Below are 17387 nucleotides of genomic sequence, written 5' to 3' on the forward strand. Positions count from 1 at the left end.
GATAACGGAGAATTCGATGCCTTCGAGCTCCACCCGGCTAGGCCGGAGCGCGGCCTCGGTACCGGACACCCGCCCCCGGGTGTCCGGTCAGGCCGTGCTGGACTCCGCGCACGCCGGCGACATCGTCGGCGCTTTCGGCCGCATCCGCCGCGACGACACCGGGGGTTTTGACGGTCGCTGGCGGCGCCTGCGGACGCTGATGGTCATCACCGGTCCCGGCCTGATCGTCATGGTGGGCGACAACGACGCCGGCGGCGTCGCCACCTACGCCCAGGCCGGGCAGAACTACGGAATGGGCCTGCTGTGGACGCTGGTGCTGTTGATCCCGGTGCTGTACGTGAACCAGGAAATGGTGCTGCGGCTGGGCGCGGTCGCCCGGGTCGGACACGCGCGGCTGATCTTCGAGCGCTTCGGAAAGTTCTGGGGGGCCTTCAGCGTCGGGGACCTGTTGATCCTCAACGCCTTGACCATCGTCACCGAATTCATCGGTGTATCACTGGCACTCGGATTCCTGGGCTGCCCGAGGATCGTTGCGATCCCGGCCGCGGCCGTGTTGTTGTTCGCCGTGGTGGCCGGGGGCTCGTTCCGGCGCTGGGAAGCGTTGATGTTCCTGCTGATCGCGGTGAACGTGCTGATCATTCCGATGGTGCTGCTGGTGCATCCCACCCTGAACGGCACCGCCGGTGGGCTGCTGCCGCACTTTCCCGGCGGGCTCGACTCCACCGTGCTGTTGCTGGTCGTCGCGATCGTGGGCACCACGGTAGCGCCGTGGCAGTTGTTCTTCCAGCAGTCCAACGTGGTGGACAAGCGCATCACGGCGCGCTGGATCCCGTACGCGCGAGCCGATCTGGTCATCGGCATCGTGGTGGTGATCGTCGGGGCGACGGCCCTGATGGCGGTGACGGCCTTCGGGTTGGCCGACACCGCCGACGTGGGCGCCTTCGCCGACGCCGGCGCGGTCGCATCCGCCCTGTCCACCCACCTCGGCCACACCGTCGGCGTCCTGTTCGCGATCATCCTGCTGGACGCGTCTTTGATCGGGGCTAACGCCATCGGGCTGGCCACGACCTATGCCATCGGTGATGCGATGGGTAGGCGGCACTCGCTGCACTGGAAGATCCGCGAGGCGCCACTGTTTTACGGCGGCTACGCGTTGTTGCTCGCGGTGTCGGCCGCGGTCGCGTTCAGCCCCGACCACATCCTGGGCCTGGTGACCCAGGGCGTGCAGGCGCTCGCCGGCGTCCTGCTGCCGTCGGCGACGGTGTTTTTGGTCCTGCTCTGCAACGACCGCGCCGTGCTCGGCCCATGGGTAAACACCGTGCGGCAGAACATCATCGCGTGGACCATCGTGTGGTCCTTGGTGCTGCTGTCGCTGGCGCTGACCGCGACCACGTTCTTCCCTGGCCTGTCCACATCCACCATCGAAACGGGTCTCGCCGTCGGCGCGGCCGTCGGCATCGTCGGCGGCGCGGTCGCGATCGTCGCCGGCCGGCGGCATCGCGACCTGCGCAATGCGGAGGCCATCGTGGGGACGCTCGGCGGCGGCCTGGATCCCGAACAGGTCGACGAGCTCGACGACACCCCGCTGCTGACGCGCGCCGAACGCCGCGCCCTCCGCCAACAGGACCGGGCGAGCTGGCAGACACCCGACCTCGCCACGCTCGACCGGCCGGCCATGTCGCCGATCCGGCGCTTGGGGCTGTTGACGCTGCGCGGCTATCTGGTGGTGGCCGTCGCGTTCGTGATCATCAAGATCGTGCAGACCGGCGTCGTCGGGCCGGCCATGTCGTTCTGAATCAGTACGAATCGGCCGGCAGCAGAACGATTTTGCCGCGCGTGTGCCGCTTCTCGAGTTCCTCGAAGGCGTCGGCGACCCGGTCGAGCGGATACGTCGCGGCGATCTCGAAGTCGATGGCGCCGGAGGCGACCAGGTCGGCCATCTCGGCGAGCACCTCCGGTGTCGACGCGTCCACGCTGCCCTCGGTCTTGGCGCCGACTTCGCCGGCCTTCTGGAACGAGATGATGGTGTCGATGCGCTCGGGCGCGACGCCGAGGTCCACGGCCAATTGGACGTAGTCCGGCCCGAACAGGTCGATGAACGCGTCGATCCCGTCGGGCGCCGCCTCGCGCAGCCGCTCGGCAAGTCCGTCTCCATAGGCGATCGAAGTGACGCCGTGGGCGCGCAGCCACTCGGCGTTGCCCGGCCCGGCGATGCCCAGCACCTCCGCCCCGCGGCGGACCAACAGCTGCACGACGAGGCCGCCGACCCCGCCGGCGGCGGCCGACACCGCGACCGTGTCGCCGGCTCGCGGTGCGACCGCGCGCACGGCCGCATACGCCGTCGCGCCGACAACGTACAGCGAACCCGCCACCTCCCAACTCAATTGGGGAGGTTTGCGAATCAGCTGATCGACAGGGACGGCGGTGTGGGTGGCGTGGCTGGACCGGCGGAAGCTGAACCCCAGTACCTCGTCGCCGACGGAGAACTCGGTGACGTCGGGCCCGACGGCGGTCACCACGCCCGCGAGGTCGCTGCCCTCCCCGGAGGGGAACGTGGCGGGGAAGATCTCGTGCATCGCGCCACTCCGGATGGCGGCCTCGCCGGGGTTGATCCCGGCGGCGCGGACCTCGACCACGACCTCGCCCGGCCCGGGGGACGGCATCTCGACATCGGTCACGTACAACACGTCGCGGCCCCCGTAGCGGTCGAACCGTACGGCGCGTGCCTTGCCAGCCGTCATCCTGTGCTCCTCCACCCCGAACGGCCCGTGCCCACGCCAGCATAGGCGCGAACCCCGTCCTTGTTCGTTCCGGCGTTTCGCAGTAGCGTCAGGCGCCGCGGCCCAACTGTGGATCGACGCGGAAGGAACGCTCATGGAGCTCGCCCGGATCACCGTCGCCGGCTGGGCGGTCGCGACGATTGTCGTCGGCACCGCGGCCACCGCGTGCGGCGGTGACCACGAAACCTTGGCGCCCCCCTCTTCGACGACGTCCGCCACCGCCGCCACCACGTCGGGCGGTTCGGTCACCAGCCCATCACCGGGCCAGCCGGGCCAGCCCACCGACTACAGTTCGTTGCTGATCAAGGCGAGCGACATCGGCGGAGATTTCACGACACCCCAACCGCCCGTACAGAATCCGAACAACGCGGCCGGCGTCGCCCAGCTATTCGCCAGCCCCGACAACAGCAGGCGCATCGGGGTCACCATCCTGATCGTCGCCGATCCCGCGGTAATACCGGCGGGGATCGACAACACCAAGACCAACTACGCGGGCAAGGTCAGCGGCACGTGGCAACCGGTCGACGTCGGCGCCAACGGTTTCATCATCTCTGGCACTTCGCCGGGCAATTCCCAAGCGGTGACGGTGTTGTTGTTCAGCGAGGGCAAGGCGATCGTGAACATGGAATTCGACAGCGCCCCCAACGATCCCATCGATCCGGCCGTGGCGACCGACATCGGCCGTAAGCAGGACGCGGCGATCAAGGCCGGACTGCCGAGCTAGCGAACGCTCCCCGGCGCCGAACGTCGAGTTGTTGCGGGAAAATTTGCGAAATCGCGCAACAAGTCGACGTTGGCTGAGGAGTCGACGGGCGTCAGGCCACGACCTCGATGGGATCGCCGACGTTGACCTGGTTGAAATACCACGCGGCGTTGTCCGGGCTGAGGTTGATGCAGCCGTGGCTGACGTTGGCGTGGCCCTGCGAATCGACCGACCACGGCGCCGAGTGGACGTAGACACCGCTCCAGGTGACCCGCACCGCGTACTGGGCGGTGATCTTGTAGCCCTCGGGCGAGCTCAGCGGGATGCCGATGGTCCGCGAGTCCATCACCACGGTGCGCTCCTTCTCCAGCGCCGTGAAGTTGCCGATCGGGGTCGGGCGGCTGGGCTTGCCCATCGACGCCGGCATCGTGCGCAGGATTTCCCCGTTGCGGCTGACGGTGAAGGTGTGCCCGGACAGGCTGGCGACACCGAGAAACGCGTCACCGGTGTCATAGCCCGTCGTCAGCGCCTGCACCCCGACCGAGACGTGGGTGTGAGCGGGCCAGTAGTGGTTCGGAACCCACTGCACGACGTTGTTGTCGAGCCACTCGAAATGGCCCGGCATCCGGACCGGCGACGTCACGCGGATGGACCGCTCCGCCGCGACGCGGTCGGTGACCGGCGCGGTGAATGTGACCACGACCGGGTGCGCCACGCCCACCACCGCGCCGTTAGCGGGCGAAACTGAGGCAACTCCGGGGACCGGGTTGGGCAGCGGCATCGAGGCCACGCTGCGCGCACCGCTGCCCAACGCGCCCATGCCCGCGATCGCTACCATTACGAATAGATAACGAACCGCTCGGCGCATGGCGTTCATCCTTCGGGATGGTTCAACGGACACAACGATATTCTACCTGGCGGTCGGTCCATTGCGTTTCCCAGCAAACACTGGCGGGTTCGCTGGGCCGCCGCCGGCGCGCTCAGGTCGTGGCCGCGCCGGCCGGGTTGCGGCCGGCCAGGTGGCCGCTTTCCACGCCGGCGGCCGGGTCCAGCTCGCAGTCGATGACCGACGGCCCCCCCGACGCGATCGCCTCGGTCAGCGCCGAGCGCAGCTCCGACGGCGTGCCGACGTGGTATCCCTTGCCGCCGAACGCCTCTGCGATCAGCTCGTGCCGCGCCCGCGCGTTGAGCACGGTCGGCGCGGGATCGTCACCGGACGAGGATTCGTCGCCCCGGTAGACGCCGCCGTTGTTGAGGATGACCACGGTCACCGGTAGCCGGTAGCGGCAGATCGTCTCGACCTCCATCCCGGAAAAGCCGAACGCGCTGTCACCCTCGATCGCGACGACGGGATCGCCGGTCTCCACCGCGGCGCCGATCGCGTACCCCATCCCGATGCCCATCACGCCCCAGGTGCCCGTGTCGAGCCGGTGCCGCGGCAGCTGCATGTCGAGGACGTTGCGGGCCAGGTCCAGCGCGTTGGCCCCCTCGTTGACCACGTACGTCCCCGGGTTGTCCTGCAGCACAGAACGAATGGCGGCCAGCGCGTTGTAAAACCGCATCGGGTGCGCGTCGTCGGCCAGGCGCTCGCGCATCTTGGCGTCGTTGCGGGTCCGGCGATCGGCCAACTCGGCGGTCCAGTCCGCGGGCACGGCGATCGGGCGGGTGGCCAGGGCGTCGTTCAGCGCCGCCAGCACTGAGCCGATGTCGCCGGCCAGCGGCGCGGCGATCGGCCGGTTGCTGTCGAATTCGGACGCCGCGATGTCCACCTGCACGAACTGGGCGTCGGCCGACCACTGCGGCGAGTCCCCGTGGCCGAGAAGCCAATTCAGCCGGGCCCCGACCAGCAGCACCGCATCGGCGCGGGCGATCGCCAGCGAGCGCGCGGCCGCGACCGACTGCGGGTGCGCGTCGGGCAGCAGCCCCTTGGCCATCGACATTGGCAGGAACGGAATCCCGGTGTCGGCGACGAACTTCCGGATCGCGTCGTCGGCCCGCGCGTACGCGGCGCCCTTGCCGAGCACCAGCAAGGGACGCCGCGCGCGCCGCAGCACCTCCAGCGCGCGCTCGATCGCCTCCGGCGCCGGCAGCTGCCGCGGGGCGGGATCGACCACGCGCCACACGGTGTCGGCCGCGGCCGCGGCGTCCATGCTCTGGCCCAGGACGTCACCGGGGATGTCGAGGTAGACGCCGCCCGGACGCCCGGAGACCGCGGTGCGCACCGCGCGCGCCACGCCGCGCCCGATGTCCTCGACCCGGCCGATCCGATACGCCGCCTTCGCGAAAGGCTTTGCGGCGTCCAGCTGGTCGAGATCCTGGTAGTCGCCGCGCTGCAGGTCCACCATCGCCCGATCGCTCGAACCCGAGATCTGGATCATCGGAAAGCAGTTCGCGGTGGCGTTGGCCAGCGCCGGCAGACCGTTGAGAAAGCCCGGCCCCGACGTCGTCAGGCACACGCCCGGTCGCCGCGTCAGAAACCCGGCGGCGGCGGCCGCGTTGCCGGCGGAGGCCTCGTGCCGGAAGCCGATGTAGCGGATTCCTGACGCCTGCGCGGTGCGGGCGAGGTCGGTGATCGGGATGCCCACGATGCCGTAGATGGTGTCGACGTCGTTGGCCCTGAGCGCGTCCACGAAGAGGTGGAAGCCGTCGGTCAGACGTGTGGTCATGGGGGCAACTCCTCGAAGTAGTCCTCGGGTAGTCAGTGCCTCGACGGTAACGCGGGCACGGTAGAAGTGTGGTTATGGGAATCAGCGACGAAACCCCGCGCATCGCGGACCTGGTCGAGGCGGCCGCGCGCGACCGGCCGGACGCGCCGGCGCTGGTCGTCACCGCCGATCGGGTACCGGTGAGCTACCGCGACCTGGTCCGCCTGGTCGACGACCTGGCCGGGCAGCTGCAGCGGGCCGGCCTGCGGCCGGGTGATCGGGTCGCGCTGCGCGCGGCCAGCAACGCCGAGTTCGTCGTCGCGCTGCTGGGGGCGTCGCGGGCCGGGCTGATCGTGGTCCCGTTGGACCCGGCCCTGCCCGTCGGCGAGCAGCGCGCCCGAAGCGAGACCGTGGGCGCGCGGGCGGTGCTCGTCGACGAACCCGAGCCCGGCTTCTGGCCGGTGGCGGTGACGCCCGGCGCCGGCGAGGTGCGCCTCGACGCGGCCACGGCGCCGGCGAGCGACGTGGCCGCGCCGGAGGGGCTGCGCGACGACGACGCCATGATCATGTTCACCGGCGGGACCACGGGCATGCCGAAGATGGTGCCCTGGACGCACCACAACGTCGCGGCCTCGGTGCGGGCCATCGTCGCCGGCTACGGGCTGGGCCCGGGGGACGCGACGGTCGCGGTGATGCCGCTCTATCACGGCCACGGCCTGATGGCCGCGCTGCTGTCGACCCTGGCGTCCGGGGGCACGGTGCTGCTGCCGGCGCGGGGCCGGTTCTCCGCGCACACGTTCTGGGACGACACCGAGGCCGTCGAAGCCACCTGGTACACCGCGGTCCCGACGATTCACCAGATCCTGTTGGAGCGCACCAGGACCGAACGCCCGCACACCGCGCGCGCGGCGCTGCGGTTCATCCGCAGCTGCAGCGCGCCGCTCACCCCGGAGGCGGCTCAGGCGCTGCACGAGACGTTCTCGGCGCCCGTGGTGTGCGCCTTCGGCATGACCGAGGCGACCCACCAGGTCGCCACGACGGGCATCGAGGCCGCCGAAAATCTCGAAACCCCCGCCGCCACAACCGGTCTGGTGGGCCACTCGACCGGCCCGGAAATCCGCATCGCCGGACCCGACGGTCAACCCCTGCCCGCCGACGCCGTCGGGGAGGTCTGGCTGCGCGGCCCGACCGTGGTGCGCGGCTACCTCGGCGACCCGGCCATCACCGCCGCCAACTTCACCGACGGCTGGCTGCGCACCGGCGACCTGGGGTCGCTGTCGCCGGCCGGGGACCTGAGCATCCGCGGCCGGATCAAGGAACTGATCAACCGTGGCGGGGAAAAGATTTCGCCCGAGCGCGTCGAGGGCGTGCTGGCCACCCACCCCAACGTCGTGGAGGTGGCCGTGTTCGGCCTGCCCGACGAGATGTACGGGGAGACGGTGGCCGCGGTGATCGTGCCCCGGGAGTCACCCGCGCCGACGCCGGACGAACTCTCGGCGTTCTCCCGTGAGCGGCTGGCCCCCTTCGAGGTGCCCGCCACCGTCCGGGAGGCCGCCGAACTGCCGCACACCGCGAAGGGCTCGCTGGACCGGCGCGCCGTGGCCGCCGAATTCGGTCAGGGGCCGTGACTACCCTGGAAATTCCGGGCCGTCACGTTGCCCCACGCGGCGCGCGCACCCGAATCACCGATGCGATAGGTCTGCACCAGGGTGGCCACCGCGGCGACGATCACCAACACACCGACCACCGCGTGCACCGCGAATTTCACGGTGCGTCCGCGACCCTGACGCAGGTGGACGGCGGCCAGCAGCGCGACGGTGGCCACCAGCGCCGCCACGACGTAGACGAGGGTTCCGCCGAGTTCCTCGTGCGTCGTCAAAACGGGTGACGCGGGGCCGACGCGGGCCGCCAGCCACCCACCCGAGCTGGTGGTCAGGGGGACCAGGACCAGGGTGCCCACCGCCAGCAGCAGCACCAGCCAGATCAGCCGCCGGCGCGCGGCGGGCCACAGCGCGCACAGGATCGCCAGGACCGCGGCGAGCGGAGCCAGCACGACGACGAAGTGGTTGAGCAGGATGTGCGCAGGCAGCCCATGGAAGGTCGACATGCGCAGATATGTTGTCACGCCGTGGTTTTCACCCGGGTGGCGGCGGACTCCGGCATGGGCTCGTAGCGGGCGAAGGAGCGGGTGAACGACGCCGCCCCATGCGACAGCGAACGCAGGTCGATGGCGTACCGCGTCAGCTCGACCTGCGGCACCTCGGCCTTGACCACCGTGCGGTCGTGGCCGACGGTGTCTGTGCCGAGCACCCGGCCGCGCCGCCCGGACAGGTCGCCCATCACCGCGCCGACGAAGTCGTCGGGCACCAGCACCGAGATCTCGTCGATCGGCTCGAGCAGGCTGACTTTCGTCGCCGCGGCCGCCTCCCGCAACGCCAGGGCGCCCGCGGCCTGGAACGCGAAGTCCGACGAGTCGACGCTGTGCGCCTTGCCGTCGAACAGCGTGACGCGGATGTCGACGACGGGGTAGCCGGCGTGCACGCCCTTCTCCATCTGCGCGCGCACCCCCTTTTCCACGCTCGGGATGAAGTTCCGCGGCACCGCGCCGCCGACCACCTTGTCGACGAACTCGAAGCCCGAGCCCTCCGGCAGCGGCTCCACCTCGATGTCGCACACGGCGTACTGGCCGTGCCCGCCGGACTGCTTGATGTGGCGGCCGTGGCCTTTCGACTTGCCGCCGAACGTTTCTCGCAGCGGCACCCGCAACTCGACGGTGTCCACCGTGACGCCGTAGCGGTTGGCCAGCGCGTCGAGGACGACCCCGGCGTGCGCCTCACCCATGCACCACAACACGATCTGGTGCGTTTCCTGGTTCTGCTCGATGCGCAGCGTCGGGTCCTCGGCCGCCAGCCGCCCCAGCCCGACCGACAGTTTGTCCTCGTCGGTCTTGGCGTGCGCCTGGATGGCCACCGGCAGCAGCGGCTCGGGCATCGTCCAGGGCTTGAGCACCAGCGGCTCGGCCTTGTCCGAAAGCGTGTCGCCGGTCTCGGCGCGGCTCAGCTTGCCGATCGCGCAGATGTCGCCGGCCACCACGGCGGCCGCGGGGCGCTGCTGCTTGCCGAGCGGGAACGACAGCACCCCGATGCGTTCGTCCTCGTCGTGGTCGGCGTGCGAGTGGCCGTTCCCGTTGGTCTCGCCGAAAAACGACGCAAAATGGCCCGACACGTGAACCGTCGTGTCGGGCCTGATGGTCCCGGAGAACACCCGGACCAGGCTGACCCTGCCGACGTAGGGATCCGACGTCGTCTTCACCACCTCCGCGAGCAGCGGGGCGCCGACGTCGCACGCCAGCTTCGCGTGCGCGGCGCCGTTCGGCGTGAACACGTCGGGCAGCGGGTGCTCCATCGGGGACGGGAAGCCGCGAGTGGCGACCTCGAGCAATTCCAGGGTGCCGACGCCGGTGGCGCTGCACACCGGGATCACCGGGAAAAACGAACCCCGGGCGACGGCCCGCTCTAGGTCCTCGATGAGCGCCGACTCGTCGATCGCCTCCCCGCCGAGGTAGCGGTCCATCAGGGACTCGTCCTCGGACTCCTCGATGATTCCCTCGATCAGCGCGCCGCGCGCCTCCTCGATGCGCTCGGCGTCGTCCGGGTCCGGCTCCTGCACGGTCCGCTTACCGTCCTGGTAGAGGTAGCGCTTCTGCGAGAGCAGCCCGATCAGCCCGTCGCAATTGTTTTGGGAGGTCGGCAGGTAGAGCGGGAGGATCTTGTCGCCGAACGCATTCTGGGCGGCGGCCAGCGCCTCCTGATAGTTCGCCCGGGCGTGGTCGAGCTTGGTGATCACCACGGCGCGGGGCATGCCGACCTGGCTGCACTCCTGCCACAGCGACTTGGTCGGCTCATCGACGCCCTCGTTGGCCGCGATCACGAACAGCGCGCAGTCGGCGGCGCGCAGCCCGGCGCGCAGCTCGCCCACGAAGTCGGCGTAGCCGGGCGTGTCCACCAGGTTGATCTTGATGCCGTCGTGTGCCAGGGACGCCACGGCGACGCCGACGGACCGCTGCTGGCGGATCTCCGCGTCGTCGTAGTCGCAGACCGTGCTGCCCTCGGTCACCGAGCCCGGCCGCGTCAGCACCCCGGCGGCGACCAGCAGCGCCTCGACCAGGGTGGTCTTGCCGCCGCTCGAGGGCCCCACCAGGGCCACATTGCGAACATCGCCCGGGCCGTTCGCGGTGGGAGCGGCCCCCTGGGAAGTGTTCGCCTTGTCCGCCATGACTTGCCTCCAACACTGTGTTCCAGACCACAGGATTCTGTAGGCAACTTTTCCCCCAACCGGGGCGCAGCACAAGGGTGCGGTCAGGCGTGCCAGGCCGACCAGCGGCGCACGGTGATCGCGATCACCGGACCGGGCAACGAAACGGTTTGGTACTGGGGATATTTGGCGCGCAGCAACCGCAACCCGGCCGCGGCCGCCGCGCCGTCGGGGTGAATGGCGGCGACGCCGTCGGCCCGGACCCACCACAGCTGCGTCCAGTCGTCGGCGTAGTGGTCGACGAGCAGGCTGACCTGCGGGTTGCTCTCGATGTTGGCCAGGCGCCGCAGCCGCCGCGTCGACTTGGGCTTGGCATCGACGGCGGTGTAGATCACCTCCTGTTCGCCGCCCGGGCCGTCGCCGACGGCGAAGACCACCGGCACCAGGTGCGGCGTGCCGTCGGGCGTGCTGGTGGCCAGCCGGGCTACCGGGGATTGTGAAAACCACGCTTTCGGGTCGAATCCACCCACGCTGCTCAGCTTATGAATAGCTACCTGCATTACGGTTATACAGACGAAGTCGTGTCGCCCAGACCCCGAGGCTGGGCGAATTCTGATTCTGATCGCGATGCAGGAGGTGACGGGATGGGCAAATGGCACCACCGCTCAGTCTGGTGGTCATGGTTGGTCAGCGTGCTGGCCGTGGTCGGACTGGGCCTGGGCCTGGCCGTGGCTCCGGCGTCGGCCAGACCCTCGCTGCCGCTGGACCCGTCCGCGATCGTCGGCCAGGTCGGGCCGCAGGTCGTCAACATCAACACCAAGTTCGGCTACAACAACGCCGTCGGGGCCGGCACCGGCATCGTGATCGACCCCTCCGGCGTCGTGCTGACCAACAACCACGTGATCTCCGGCGCCACCGACATCAGCGCCTTCGACGTCGGCAACGGCCAGACCTACGCCGTCGACGTCGTCGGCTATGACCGCACCGCCGACGTCGCGGTCCTGCAGCTGCGCGGCGCCGCCGGACTGCCGACGGCCAACATCGGCGGCGGGGTGGCGGTCGGCGAGCCCGTCGTCGCGCTCGGCAACGCCGGCGGCCAGGGCGGAACGCCCAGCGCGGTGGCCGGCAAGGTCGTCGCCCTCAACCAGACGGTCTCGGCCACGGACACCCTGACCGGCGCCGAGGAGACGCTGGGCGGGCTGATCCAGGCCGACACCGCGATCCGGCCCGGCGACTCGGGCGGGCCGCTGGTCAACGGCGGCGGGCAGGTGGTCGGCGTGAACACGGCCGCCTCCGACAACTACAAGCTGTCCGGCGGGCAGGGCTTCGCCATCCCGATCGGCAACGCGATGGGGGTGGCCGGGCAGATCAGGTCCGGGGCCGGATCCAACACCGTGCACATCGGCCCGACGGCCTTCCTCGGCCTGGGCGTTTCCGACAACAACGGCAACGGCGCGCGGGTCGAACGCGTGGTCGGCAGCGGCCCGGCGGCCGGGGCCGGCATCTCCGCCGGCGACGTCATCACCGGCGTCGACAACGTCCCGATCAACGGGGCGACCGCGCTGACCGACGTGCTCGTCCCGCATCACCCCGGGGACACCATCACCCTGCACTTTCGCGCCAAGGCGGGCGGCGACCGCTCCGCGACGGTGACGCTGGCGGACGGGCCGCCGGCCTGATCTTCGCCGGATCGTGCCCCGTCCGACTCCGATTCGGTTGCGGCCCAGCGAGGTTCGCGGCCGGGCGGGCCGCGTGATTCCCGGCGAGGCGCCTCGGGTACCCGTGGCATCGTGGAATTGATGAACGACGCACGAGACGCTGTCGAGCACGATCCAGCCGCGGGAAGTCACGTCGAAGACGGGGTGGTCGAACATCCGGACGCCGAGGATTTCGAGAACGCCGCCGCGCTGCCCGCCGATCCCACGTGGTTCAAGCACGCGGTTTTCTACGAGGTGTTGGTGCGGGCCTTCAGCGACGCCAACGCCGACGGGCAGGGTGACCTGCGCGGCCTGCTGGACCGCCTGGACTACCTGCAGTGGCTGGGCATCGACTGCATCTGGCTGCCCCCGTTCTACGACTCGCCGCTGCGCGACGGCGGCTACGACATCCGGGATTTCTACAAGGTGCTGCCCGAGTTCGGGACCGTCGAGGACTTCGTCGCCCTGCTCGACGCGGCCCACGAGCGCGGCATCCGGGTGATCACCGACCTGGTGATGAACCACACCTCGGAGTCGCACCCGTGGTTTCAGGAGTCGCGCCACGACCCCGACGGGCCCTACGGCGACTACTACGTGTGGAGCGACACCAGCGAGCGCTACACCGACGCCCGCATCATCTTCGTCGACACCGAGGAGTCGAACTGGACCTTCGACCCGGTGCGCCGCCAGTTCTACTGGCACCGGTTCTTCTCCCACCAGCCCGACCTGAACTACGACAACCCGGCCGTGCAGGAGGCGATGATCGACGTCATCCGGTTCTGGCTCGGGCTGGGCATCGACGGGTTCCGCCTGGACGCGGTGCCGTATCTGTTCGAGCGGGAGGGCACCAACTGCGAGAACCTGCCCGAGACGCACGCGTTCCTCAAGCGCGTCCGCAAGGTCGTCGACGACGAGTTCCCCGGCCGGGTGCTGCTGGCCGAGGCCAACCAGTGGCCCGGCGACGTGGTCGAGTACTTCGGGGACGCCAGCACCGGCGGCGACGAATGCCACATGGCGTTCCACTTCCCGCTGATGCCGCGCATCTTCATGGCCGTCCGGCGCGAGTCGCGCATCCCCATTTCGGAGATCCTGGCCCAGACGCCCGAGATCCCCGACATGGCCCAGTGGGGGATCTTCCTGCGCAACCACGACGAGCTGACGCTGGAGATGGTCACCGACGAGGAACGCGACTACATGTACTCCGAGTACGCCAAGGACCCGCGGATGAAGGCCAACGTCGGGATCCGCCGCCGCCTGGCGCCGCTGCTGGACAACGACCGCAACCAGATCGAGCTGTTCACCGCGCTGCTGCTGTCGCTGCCCGGCTCGCCGGTCCTGTACTACGGCGACGAGATCGGCATGGGCGACGTGATCTGGCTGGGGGACCGCGACGGCGTGCGCACCCCGATGCAGTGGACGCCGGACCGCAACGCCGGCTTCTCCAAGGCCAACCCCGGCCGGCTGTACCTGCCGCCCAGCCAGGACCCGGTCTACGGCTACCAGGCCGTCAACGTCGAGGCCCAGCGCGACACCTCGACGTCGCTGCTCAACTTCACCCGCACGATGCTGGCGGTGCGCGGGCGCCACGAAGCCTTTGCCGTCGGGTCGTTCGAGGAACTCGGCGGGTCGAACCCCTCGGTGCTGGCGTTCGTGCGCCAAGCCGCCGATGACGGAGACACCGTGCTGTGCGTCAACAACCTGTCGCGCTTCCCTCAGCCGATCGAGCTGAACCTGCAGCACTGGAGCGGCCGCACGCCGGTGGAGCTGACCGGTCACGTGCAGTTTCCCCGCGTCGGTCACCTGCCCTACCTGCTGACACTGCCGGGACACGGGTTCTACTGGTTCCAGCTATCCCCCGCATCTGAGGAGAACCCATGACTCGCGCCGGTGACGATGCAGAGTGGAGCGATGAGGAGGAACGGCACCATATGACACAGTCGGCCAAGCTGCCTTGGGCCGAGTGGCTGCCACAGCAACGCTGGTACGCCGGACGCAACCGGGAGCTGACGGGCGCCGACGCCACCGTGGTCGTCCCGCTCCGCGACGACCTCGACCTGGTGCTGGTCCACGTCGACTACAGCGACGGTTCCGCGGAGTGCTACCAGGTGATCGTCGGGTGGGACACCGCGCCGGTGTCCGAGTACAGCGCCGTGGCCACGATCGGATCCGCCGACGACCGCACCGGCTTCGACGCCCTCTATGACGAGGAGGCCCCACGGTTTCTGCTGTCCCTGCTCGACTCGTCGGCCGCCCGCGACGCGTCCGGGGTCGACGCGACGTTCACCAAGGAGCCGGACGCCGAGCTGCCGCTGGAGGCGATGCCCTACGTCTCCGACGCCGAGCAGAGCAACACCAGCGTGATCTTCGACCGCAAAGCCATCTTCAAGGTGTTCCGCCGCGTCAGCAGCGGCATCAACCCCGACATCGAGCTGAACCGCGTCCTCGCCCGCGCGGGCAACCCGCACGTGGCCCGGCTGCTGGGCACCTACGAGCTGACCCGGCCCGGCGACGACCCGTGGCCCCTGGGCATGGCGACCGAGTTCGCGTCCAACGCCGCCGAGGGCTGGGCCATGGCCACCGCCAGCATCCGCGACCTGTTCGCGGAGGGCGACCTGTACGCCCACGAGGTCGGCGGCGACTTCGCCGCCGAGTCCAACCGGCTGGGCGAGGCCGTGGCCTCCGTGCACGCCACGCTGGCCGAGCGCCTCGGCACGGCCGAGGCCCCGTTCCCGGTGGACACGGTCCTGGCCCGCCTGGCGTCGACCGTCGCGAAGGTCCCGGAGCTCGAGGAGTACGCGGCAACCATCGAGGAGCGATTCCAGAAGCTCGCCGGCGAGACGATCACCGTGCAGCGCGTGCACGGCGACCTGCACCTGGGTCAGGTGCTGCGGACCCCGGAAAGCTGGCTGCTGATCGACTTCGAGGGCGAGCCGGGCCAGCCGCTCGACGAGCGGCGCGCGCCGGATTCGGTGTTGCGCGATGTGGCCGGTGTCCTGCGCTCGTTCGAGTACGCCGCCTACGGCCCGCTGGTCGACCAGGGCTCGAAGAACCCGGACAAGCAGCTGGCGGCGCGCGCCCGGGAGTGGGTCCAGCGCAACTGCACGGCGTTCTGCGAGGGCTACGCCGCCGCGTCGGGGATCGACCCGCGGGATTCGGCGCAGCTGCTGGCCGCCTACGAACTGGACAAGGCGGTCTACGAAGCCGGCTACGAGGCGCGGCACCGGCCGGGCTGGCTGCCGATCCCGCTGCGTTCGATTGCCCGGTTGACCGCCGCCTGACAGCATGTCGGGCGTGCGGAGGGAGATCTTCAACAGCGAGACGCGGTTGTCGTGGCTGCTGGCCGGGCTGGCCGGTGTGCTGGGAGCGACGGCCTTCACCCACTCGGCCGGGTACTTCGTGACGTTCATGACCGGCAACGCGCAGCGCGCCGCGCTGGGTTTCTTCCGTGGCGACGCGCTGCTGTCGGTGACGGCGGGGCTACTGCTGGTGTGCTTCGTCGCCGGCGTGGTGATCGCGTCGGTATGCCGCCGGCACTTCTGGGTCGCGCACCCGCACGGCCCCACCGTGCTGACGACGGTGAGCCTGCTGGCCGCCACCGCGCTGGACGTCGCCGTGGGCGGATGGAGCGAGACCCAACTCGAGTTCGCGCCAATCCTGTTGGTGGCCTTCGGCATTGGGGCATTAAACACCGCGTTCGTCAAGGACGGCGAGGTGTCGATCCCGCTGAGCTATGTGACCGGCACCCTGGTCAAGATGGGGCAGGGCATCGAACGCCACATCGCCGGCGGCGAAGCGTCGGACTGGCTCGGGTACTTCCTGCTGTTCGCGAGCTTCGTCGTGGGCGCGACGCTGGGCGGATGCCTCAGCCTGGTGCTCGCCGGCTACCAGATGCTCGCGGCCGCCTCGGTCGCGTGCGCGTTGACCACCGGCTACACGTACTTTCACCAGGACCGCCGCGCCCTGCTGGACTGAGTCCGGGCCCCGCCTTGCGTCGAGCGGAGCCACTCGGCTTCGAGTATGAGCCCCGGGCGTTGAGTGTGTACCGGTGGCGGGGTTGAGGCCGATTTTTGCGCCAGCATTCACACCCGAAGCCCACGATTCACAGTCAAACCTGATCCGCACCAAAAAGCATCGGCAGCAGCGCTGACCGGTGCGCTGCTGCCGATGCCGGCTTGGGGTGGGCCTCAGCCCGCTCAGGCCCCGTTGGCCGGGGCCGGAGCCGCGGCCGGGGCCGGAGGCGGAGCGCTGACGGCGTTGATCGTCTGGATGATGTCGGGCTTCATCGCCACCAGCTGCTGGTTCCAGTAGGGCCACGAGTGCGTGCCGTTGGCCGGGAAGTTGAACGTCCCGTTGCGCCCGCCGGCGGCCGCGTAGTTGTTCTGGAACGCCTGGTTGGTGCGCAGCGTCAGGCCCTCCAGGAACTTGGCCGGCATGTTGTCGCCGCCGAGGTCGCTGGGGGTGCCGTTGCCGCAGTAGATCCACACCCGGGTGTTGTTGGCGACCAGCCGCGGGATCTGGATCATCGGGTCGTTGCGCTTCCACGCCGGGTCGGTCGACGGGCCCCACATGCTGTTGGCGTTGTACCCGCCGGAGTCGTTCATGGCCAGCCCGATCAGCGTCGGCCACCAGCCCTCAGACGGGTTGAGGAAGCCCGAAAGCGATGCGGCGTAGGGGAATTGCTGCGGGTAGTAGGCCGCGAGGATCAGCGCCGAGCCACCCGACATCGACAGGCCCACCGCGGCGTTGCCGTACGGCGAGAGCTGCTTGTTGGCCTGCAGCCATGCGGGCATCTCCTGGGTCAAAAACGTCTCCCACTTGTAGGTGTAGTTCTGCCCATTGCCCGACGACGGCTGGTACCAGTTGCTGTAGAAGCTGGACTGGCCGCCGACCGGCATGACCACCGACAGCCCGGACTGGTAGTACTCCTCGAAGGCCGGGGTGTTGATGTCCCAACCGTTGTAGTCGTCCTGGGCCCGCAGGCCGTCGAGCAGGTAGACCGAGTGCGGCCCGCCGCCCTGGAACTGGACTTTGATGTTGCGGCCCATCGACGGCGATGGCACCTGCAGGTATTCCACCGGGAGACCCGGCTTCGAGAAGGCCCCCGCCGTAGCCGAGCCGCCAACGCCGGTGATCAGACCGGACAGCAGGGCCGCCCCCGCGGCCGCGATAGCCAGCCGGCGCGGCGCACTCGCTGCTGCACCGCGCAACTTTCGCACCTCTTCGAAGAACGACATAGCTCTCTACCCATCCCATCTGCCGCTGCACGCGGTCGAATTGTTCGCCAGCGCAGTGAAACACAGGGGGAGGG

At 69.7% G+C, this 17387-nt stretch carries 14 protein-coding genes; 7 read left to right on the forward strand and 7 right to left on the reverse strand.

All coding sequences use genetic code 11. The annotated features are described in order from the left end of the window. The first annotated feature begins 16 nt into the window (after positions 1–16). Complete coding sequence (locus AC5Y4Z_RS15865; RefSeq protein ID WP_499965404.1) at positions 17–1795, forward strand: NRAMP family divalent metal transporter; 1779 nt, start codon at positions 17–19, stop codon at positions 1793–1795. A 1-nt stretch (position 1796) separates the two neighbouring features. Here the strand turns inward: AC5Y4Z_RS15865 and AC5Y4Z_RS15870 are convergent, their stop codons facing one another. Then, positions 1797–2741 (reverse strand): NADP-dependent oxidoreductase, encoded by a 945-nt coding sequence (locus AC5Y4Z_RS15870; RefSeq protein WP_499965405.1) that lies wholly within the window; start codon positions 2739–2741, stop codon positions 1797–1799. A 133-nt stretch (positions 2742–2874) separates the two neighbouring features. On the opposite strand from AC5Y4Z_RS15870, the gene AC5Y4Z_RS15875 reads away from it, so the two are divergent. Then, positions 2875–3504, forward strand: coding sequence for a hypothetical protein (locus AC5Y4Z_RS15875; RefSeq protein WP_499965406.1), 630 nt, complete (start codon positions 2875–2877; stop codon positions 3502–3504). Positions 3505–3595: 91 nt separating this feature from the next. Here the strand turns inward: AC5Y4Z_RS15875 and AC5Y4Z_RS15880 are convergent, their stop codons facing one another. Continuing rightward, a complete protein-coding gene (locus AC5Y4Z_RS15880) occupies positions 3596–4351 on the reverse strand; it encodes a L,D-transpeptidase (protein WP_499965407.1) in 756 nt (251 codons plus the stop codon). Between the two features lie 112 nt (positions 4352–4463). Further along, a complete protein-coding gene (gene oxc / locus AC5Y4Z_RS15885; protein WP_499965408.1) occupies positions 4464–6149 on the reverse strand; it encodes an oxalyl-CoA decarboxylase in 1686 nt (561 codons plus the stop codon). A gap of 74 nt (positions 6150–6223) precedes the next feature. On the opposite strand from oxc, the gene AC5Y4Z_RS15890 reads away from it, so the two are divergent. After that, positions 6224–7756 (forward strand): FadD7 family fatty acid--CoA ligase, encoded by a 1533-nt coding sequence (locus AC5Y4Z_RS15890; RefSeq protein WP_499965409.1) that lies wholly within the window; start codon positions 6224–6226, stop codon positions 7754–7756. Here the strand turns inward: AC5Y4Z_RS15890 and AC5Y4Z_RS15895 are convergent. From AC5Y4Z_RS15895 to AC5Y4Z_RS15905, 3 genes are all read right to left on the reverse strand, one after another. Continuing rightward, positions 7744–8235 (reverse strand): DUF2231 domain-containing protein, encoded by a 492-nt coding sequence (locus AC5Y4Z_RS15895; protein WP_499965410.1) that lies wholly within the window; start codon positions 8233–8235, stop codon positions 7744–7746. The two genes, AC5Y4Z_RS15890 and AC5Y4Z_RS15895, sit on opposite strands and share 13 nt — an antisense overlap. A 14-nt stretch (positions 8236–8249) precedes the next feature. Next, a complete protein-coding gene (locus AC5Y4Z_RS15900; RefSeq protein WP_499965411.1) occupies positions 8250–10403 on the reverse strand; it encodes an elongation factor G-like protein EF-G2 in 2154 nt (717 codons plus the stop codon). A gap of 83 nt (positions 10404–10486) precedes the next feature. Beyond that, positions 10487–10912 carry a TIGR03668 family PPOX class F420-dependent oxidoreductase gene (locus AC5Y4Z_RS15905; RefSeq protein ID WP_499965412.1) on the reverse strand — a complete coding sequence of 142 codons (426 nt, stop codon included), beginning with the start codon at positions 10910–10912 and terminating at the stop codon, positions 10487–10489. Positions 10913–11026: 114 nt separating this feature from the next. Here AC5Y4Z_RS15905 and AC5Y4Z_RS15910 point away from each other — a divergent pair, with 114 nt between their 5' ends. From AC5Y4Z_RS15910 to AC5Y4Z_RS15925, 4 genes are all read left to right on the forward strand, one after another. Continuing rightward, entirely contained in the window at positions 11027–12061 is a 1035-nt protein-coding gene (locus tag AC5Y4Z_RS15910) for a S1C family serine protease (RefSeq protein ID WP_499965413.1), read from the forward strand. Between the two features lie 120 nt (positions 12062–12181). Beyond that, the gene (gene treS, locus AC5Y4Z_RS15915) at positions 12182–13957 is read left to right on the forward strand and encodes a maltose alpha-D-glucosyltransferase (RefSeq protein WP_499965414.1); all 1776 of its coding nucleotides are present in this window, start codon (positions 12182–12184) and stop codon (positions 13955–13957) included. Positions 13958–14007: 50 nt separating this feature from the next. After that, positions 14008–15357, forward strand: a complete 1350-nt coding sequence (locus tag AC5Y4Z_RS15920; RefSeq protein ID WP_499965415.1) for a maltokinase N-terminal cap-like domain-containing protein — start codon at positions 14008–14010, stop codon at positions 15355–15357. A 13-nt stretch (positions 15358–15370) separates the two neighbouring features. Continuing rightward, a complete protein-coding gene (locus tag AC5Y4Z_RS15925) occupies positions 15371–16051 on the forward strand; it encodes a YoaK family protein (RefSeq protein ID WP_499965416.1) in 681 nt (226 codons plus the stop codon). 221 nt (positions 16052–16272) lie between these two features. Here the strand turns inward: AC5Y4Z_RS15925 and ag85C are convergent, their stop codons facing one another. Further along, a complete protein-coding gene (gene ag85C, locus AC5Y4Z_RS15930) occupies positions 16273–17313 on the reverse strand; it encodes a diacylglycerol acyltransferase/mycolyltransferase Ag85C (RefSeq protein ID WP_499965417.1) in 1041 nt (346 codons plus the stop codon). Positions 17314–17387: the final 74 nt, after the last annotated feature.

This window comes from Mycobacterium sp. NGS63 (assembly GCF_059812295.1).

What these genes read in the sequence shown, in the direction of transcription:
- AC5Y4Z_RS15920 (WP_499965415.1), top strand. Translation starts at nt 14,008, where the DNA reads ATGACACAGTCGGCCAAGCTGCCTTGGGCCGAGTGGCTGCCACAGCAA.
- AC5Y4Z_RS15870 (WP_499965405.1), bottom strand. Translation starts at nt 2,741, where the DNA reads ATGACGGCTGGCAAGGCACGCGCCGTACGGTTCGACCGCTACGGGGGC.
- AC5Y4Z_RS15865 (WP_499965404.1), top strand. Translation starts at nt 17, where the DNA reads ATGCCTTCGAGCTCCACCCGGCTAGGCCGGAGCGCGGCCTCGGTACCG.
- AC5Y4Z_RS15880 (WP_499965407.1), bottom strand. Translation starts at nt 4,351, where the DNA reads ATGCGCCGAGCGGTTCGTTATCTATTCGTAATGGTAGCGATCGCGGGC.
- treS (WP_499965414.1), top strand. Translation starts at nt 12,182, where the DNA reads ATGAACGACGCACGAGACGCTGTCGAGCACGATCCAGCCGCGGGAAGT.
- ag85C (WP_499965417.1), bottom strand. Translation starts at nt 17,313, where the DNA reads ATGTCGTTCTTCGAAGAGGTGCGAAAGTTGCGCGGTGCAGCAGCGAGT.
- AC5Y4Z_RS15900 (WP_499965411.1), bottom strand. Translation starts at nt 10,403, where the DNA reads ATGGCGGACAAGGCGAACACTTCCCAGGGGGCCGCTCCCACCGCGAAC.
- AC5Y4Z_RS15875 (WP_499965406.1), top strand. Translation starts at nt 2,875, where the DNA reads ATGGAGCTCGCCCGGATCACCGTCGCCGGCTGGGCGGTCGCGACGATT.
- oxc (WP_499965408.1), bottom strand. Translation starts at nt 6,149, where the DNA reads ATGACCACACGTCTGACCGACGGCTTCCACCTCTTCGTGGACGCGCTC.
- AC5Y4Z_RS15895 (WP_499965410.1), bottom strand. Translation starts at nt 8,235, where the DNA reads ATGTCGACCTTCCATGGGCTGCCTGCGCACATCCTGCTCAACCACTTC.
- AC5Y4Z_RS15890 (WP_499965409.1), top strand. Translation starts at nt 6,224, where the DNA reads ATGGGAATCAGCGACGAAACCCCGCGCATCGCGGACCTGGTCGAGGCG.
- AC5Y4Z_RS15910 (WP_499965413.1), top strand. Translation starts at nt 11,027, where the DNA reads ATGGGCAAATGGCACCACCGCTCAGTCTGGTGGTCATGGTTGGTCAGC.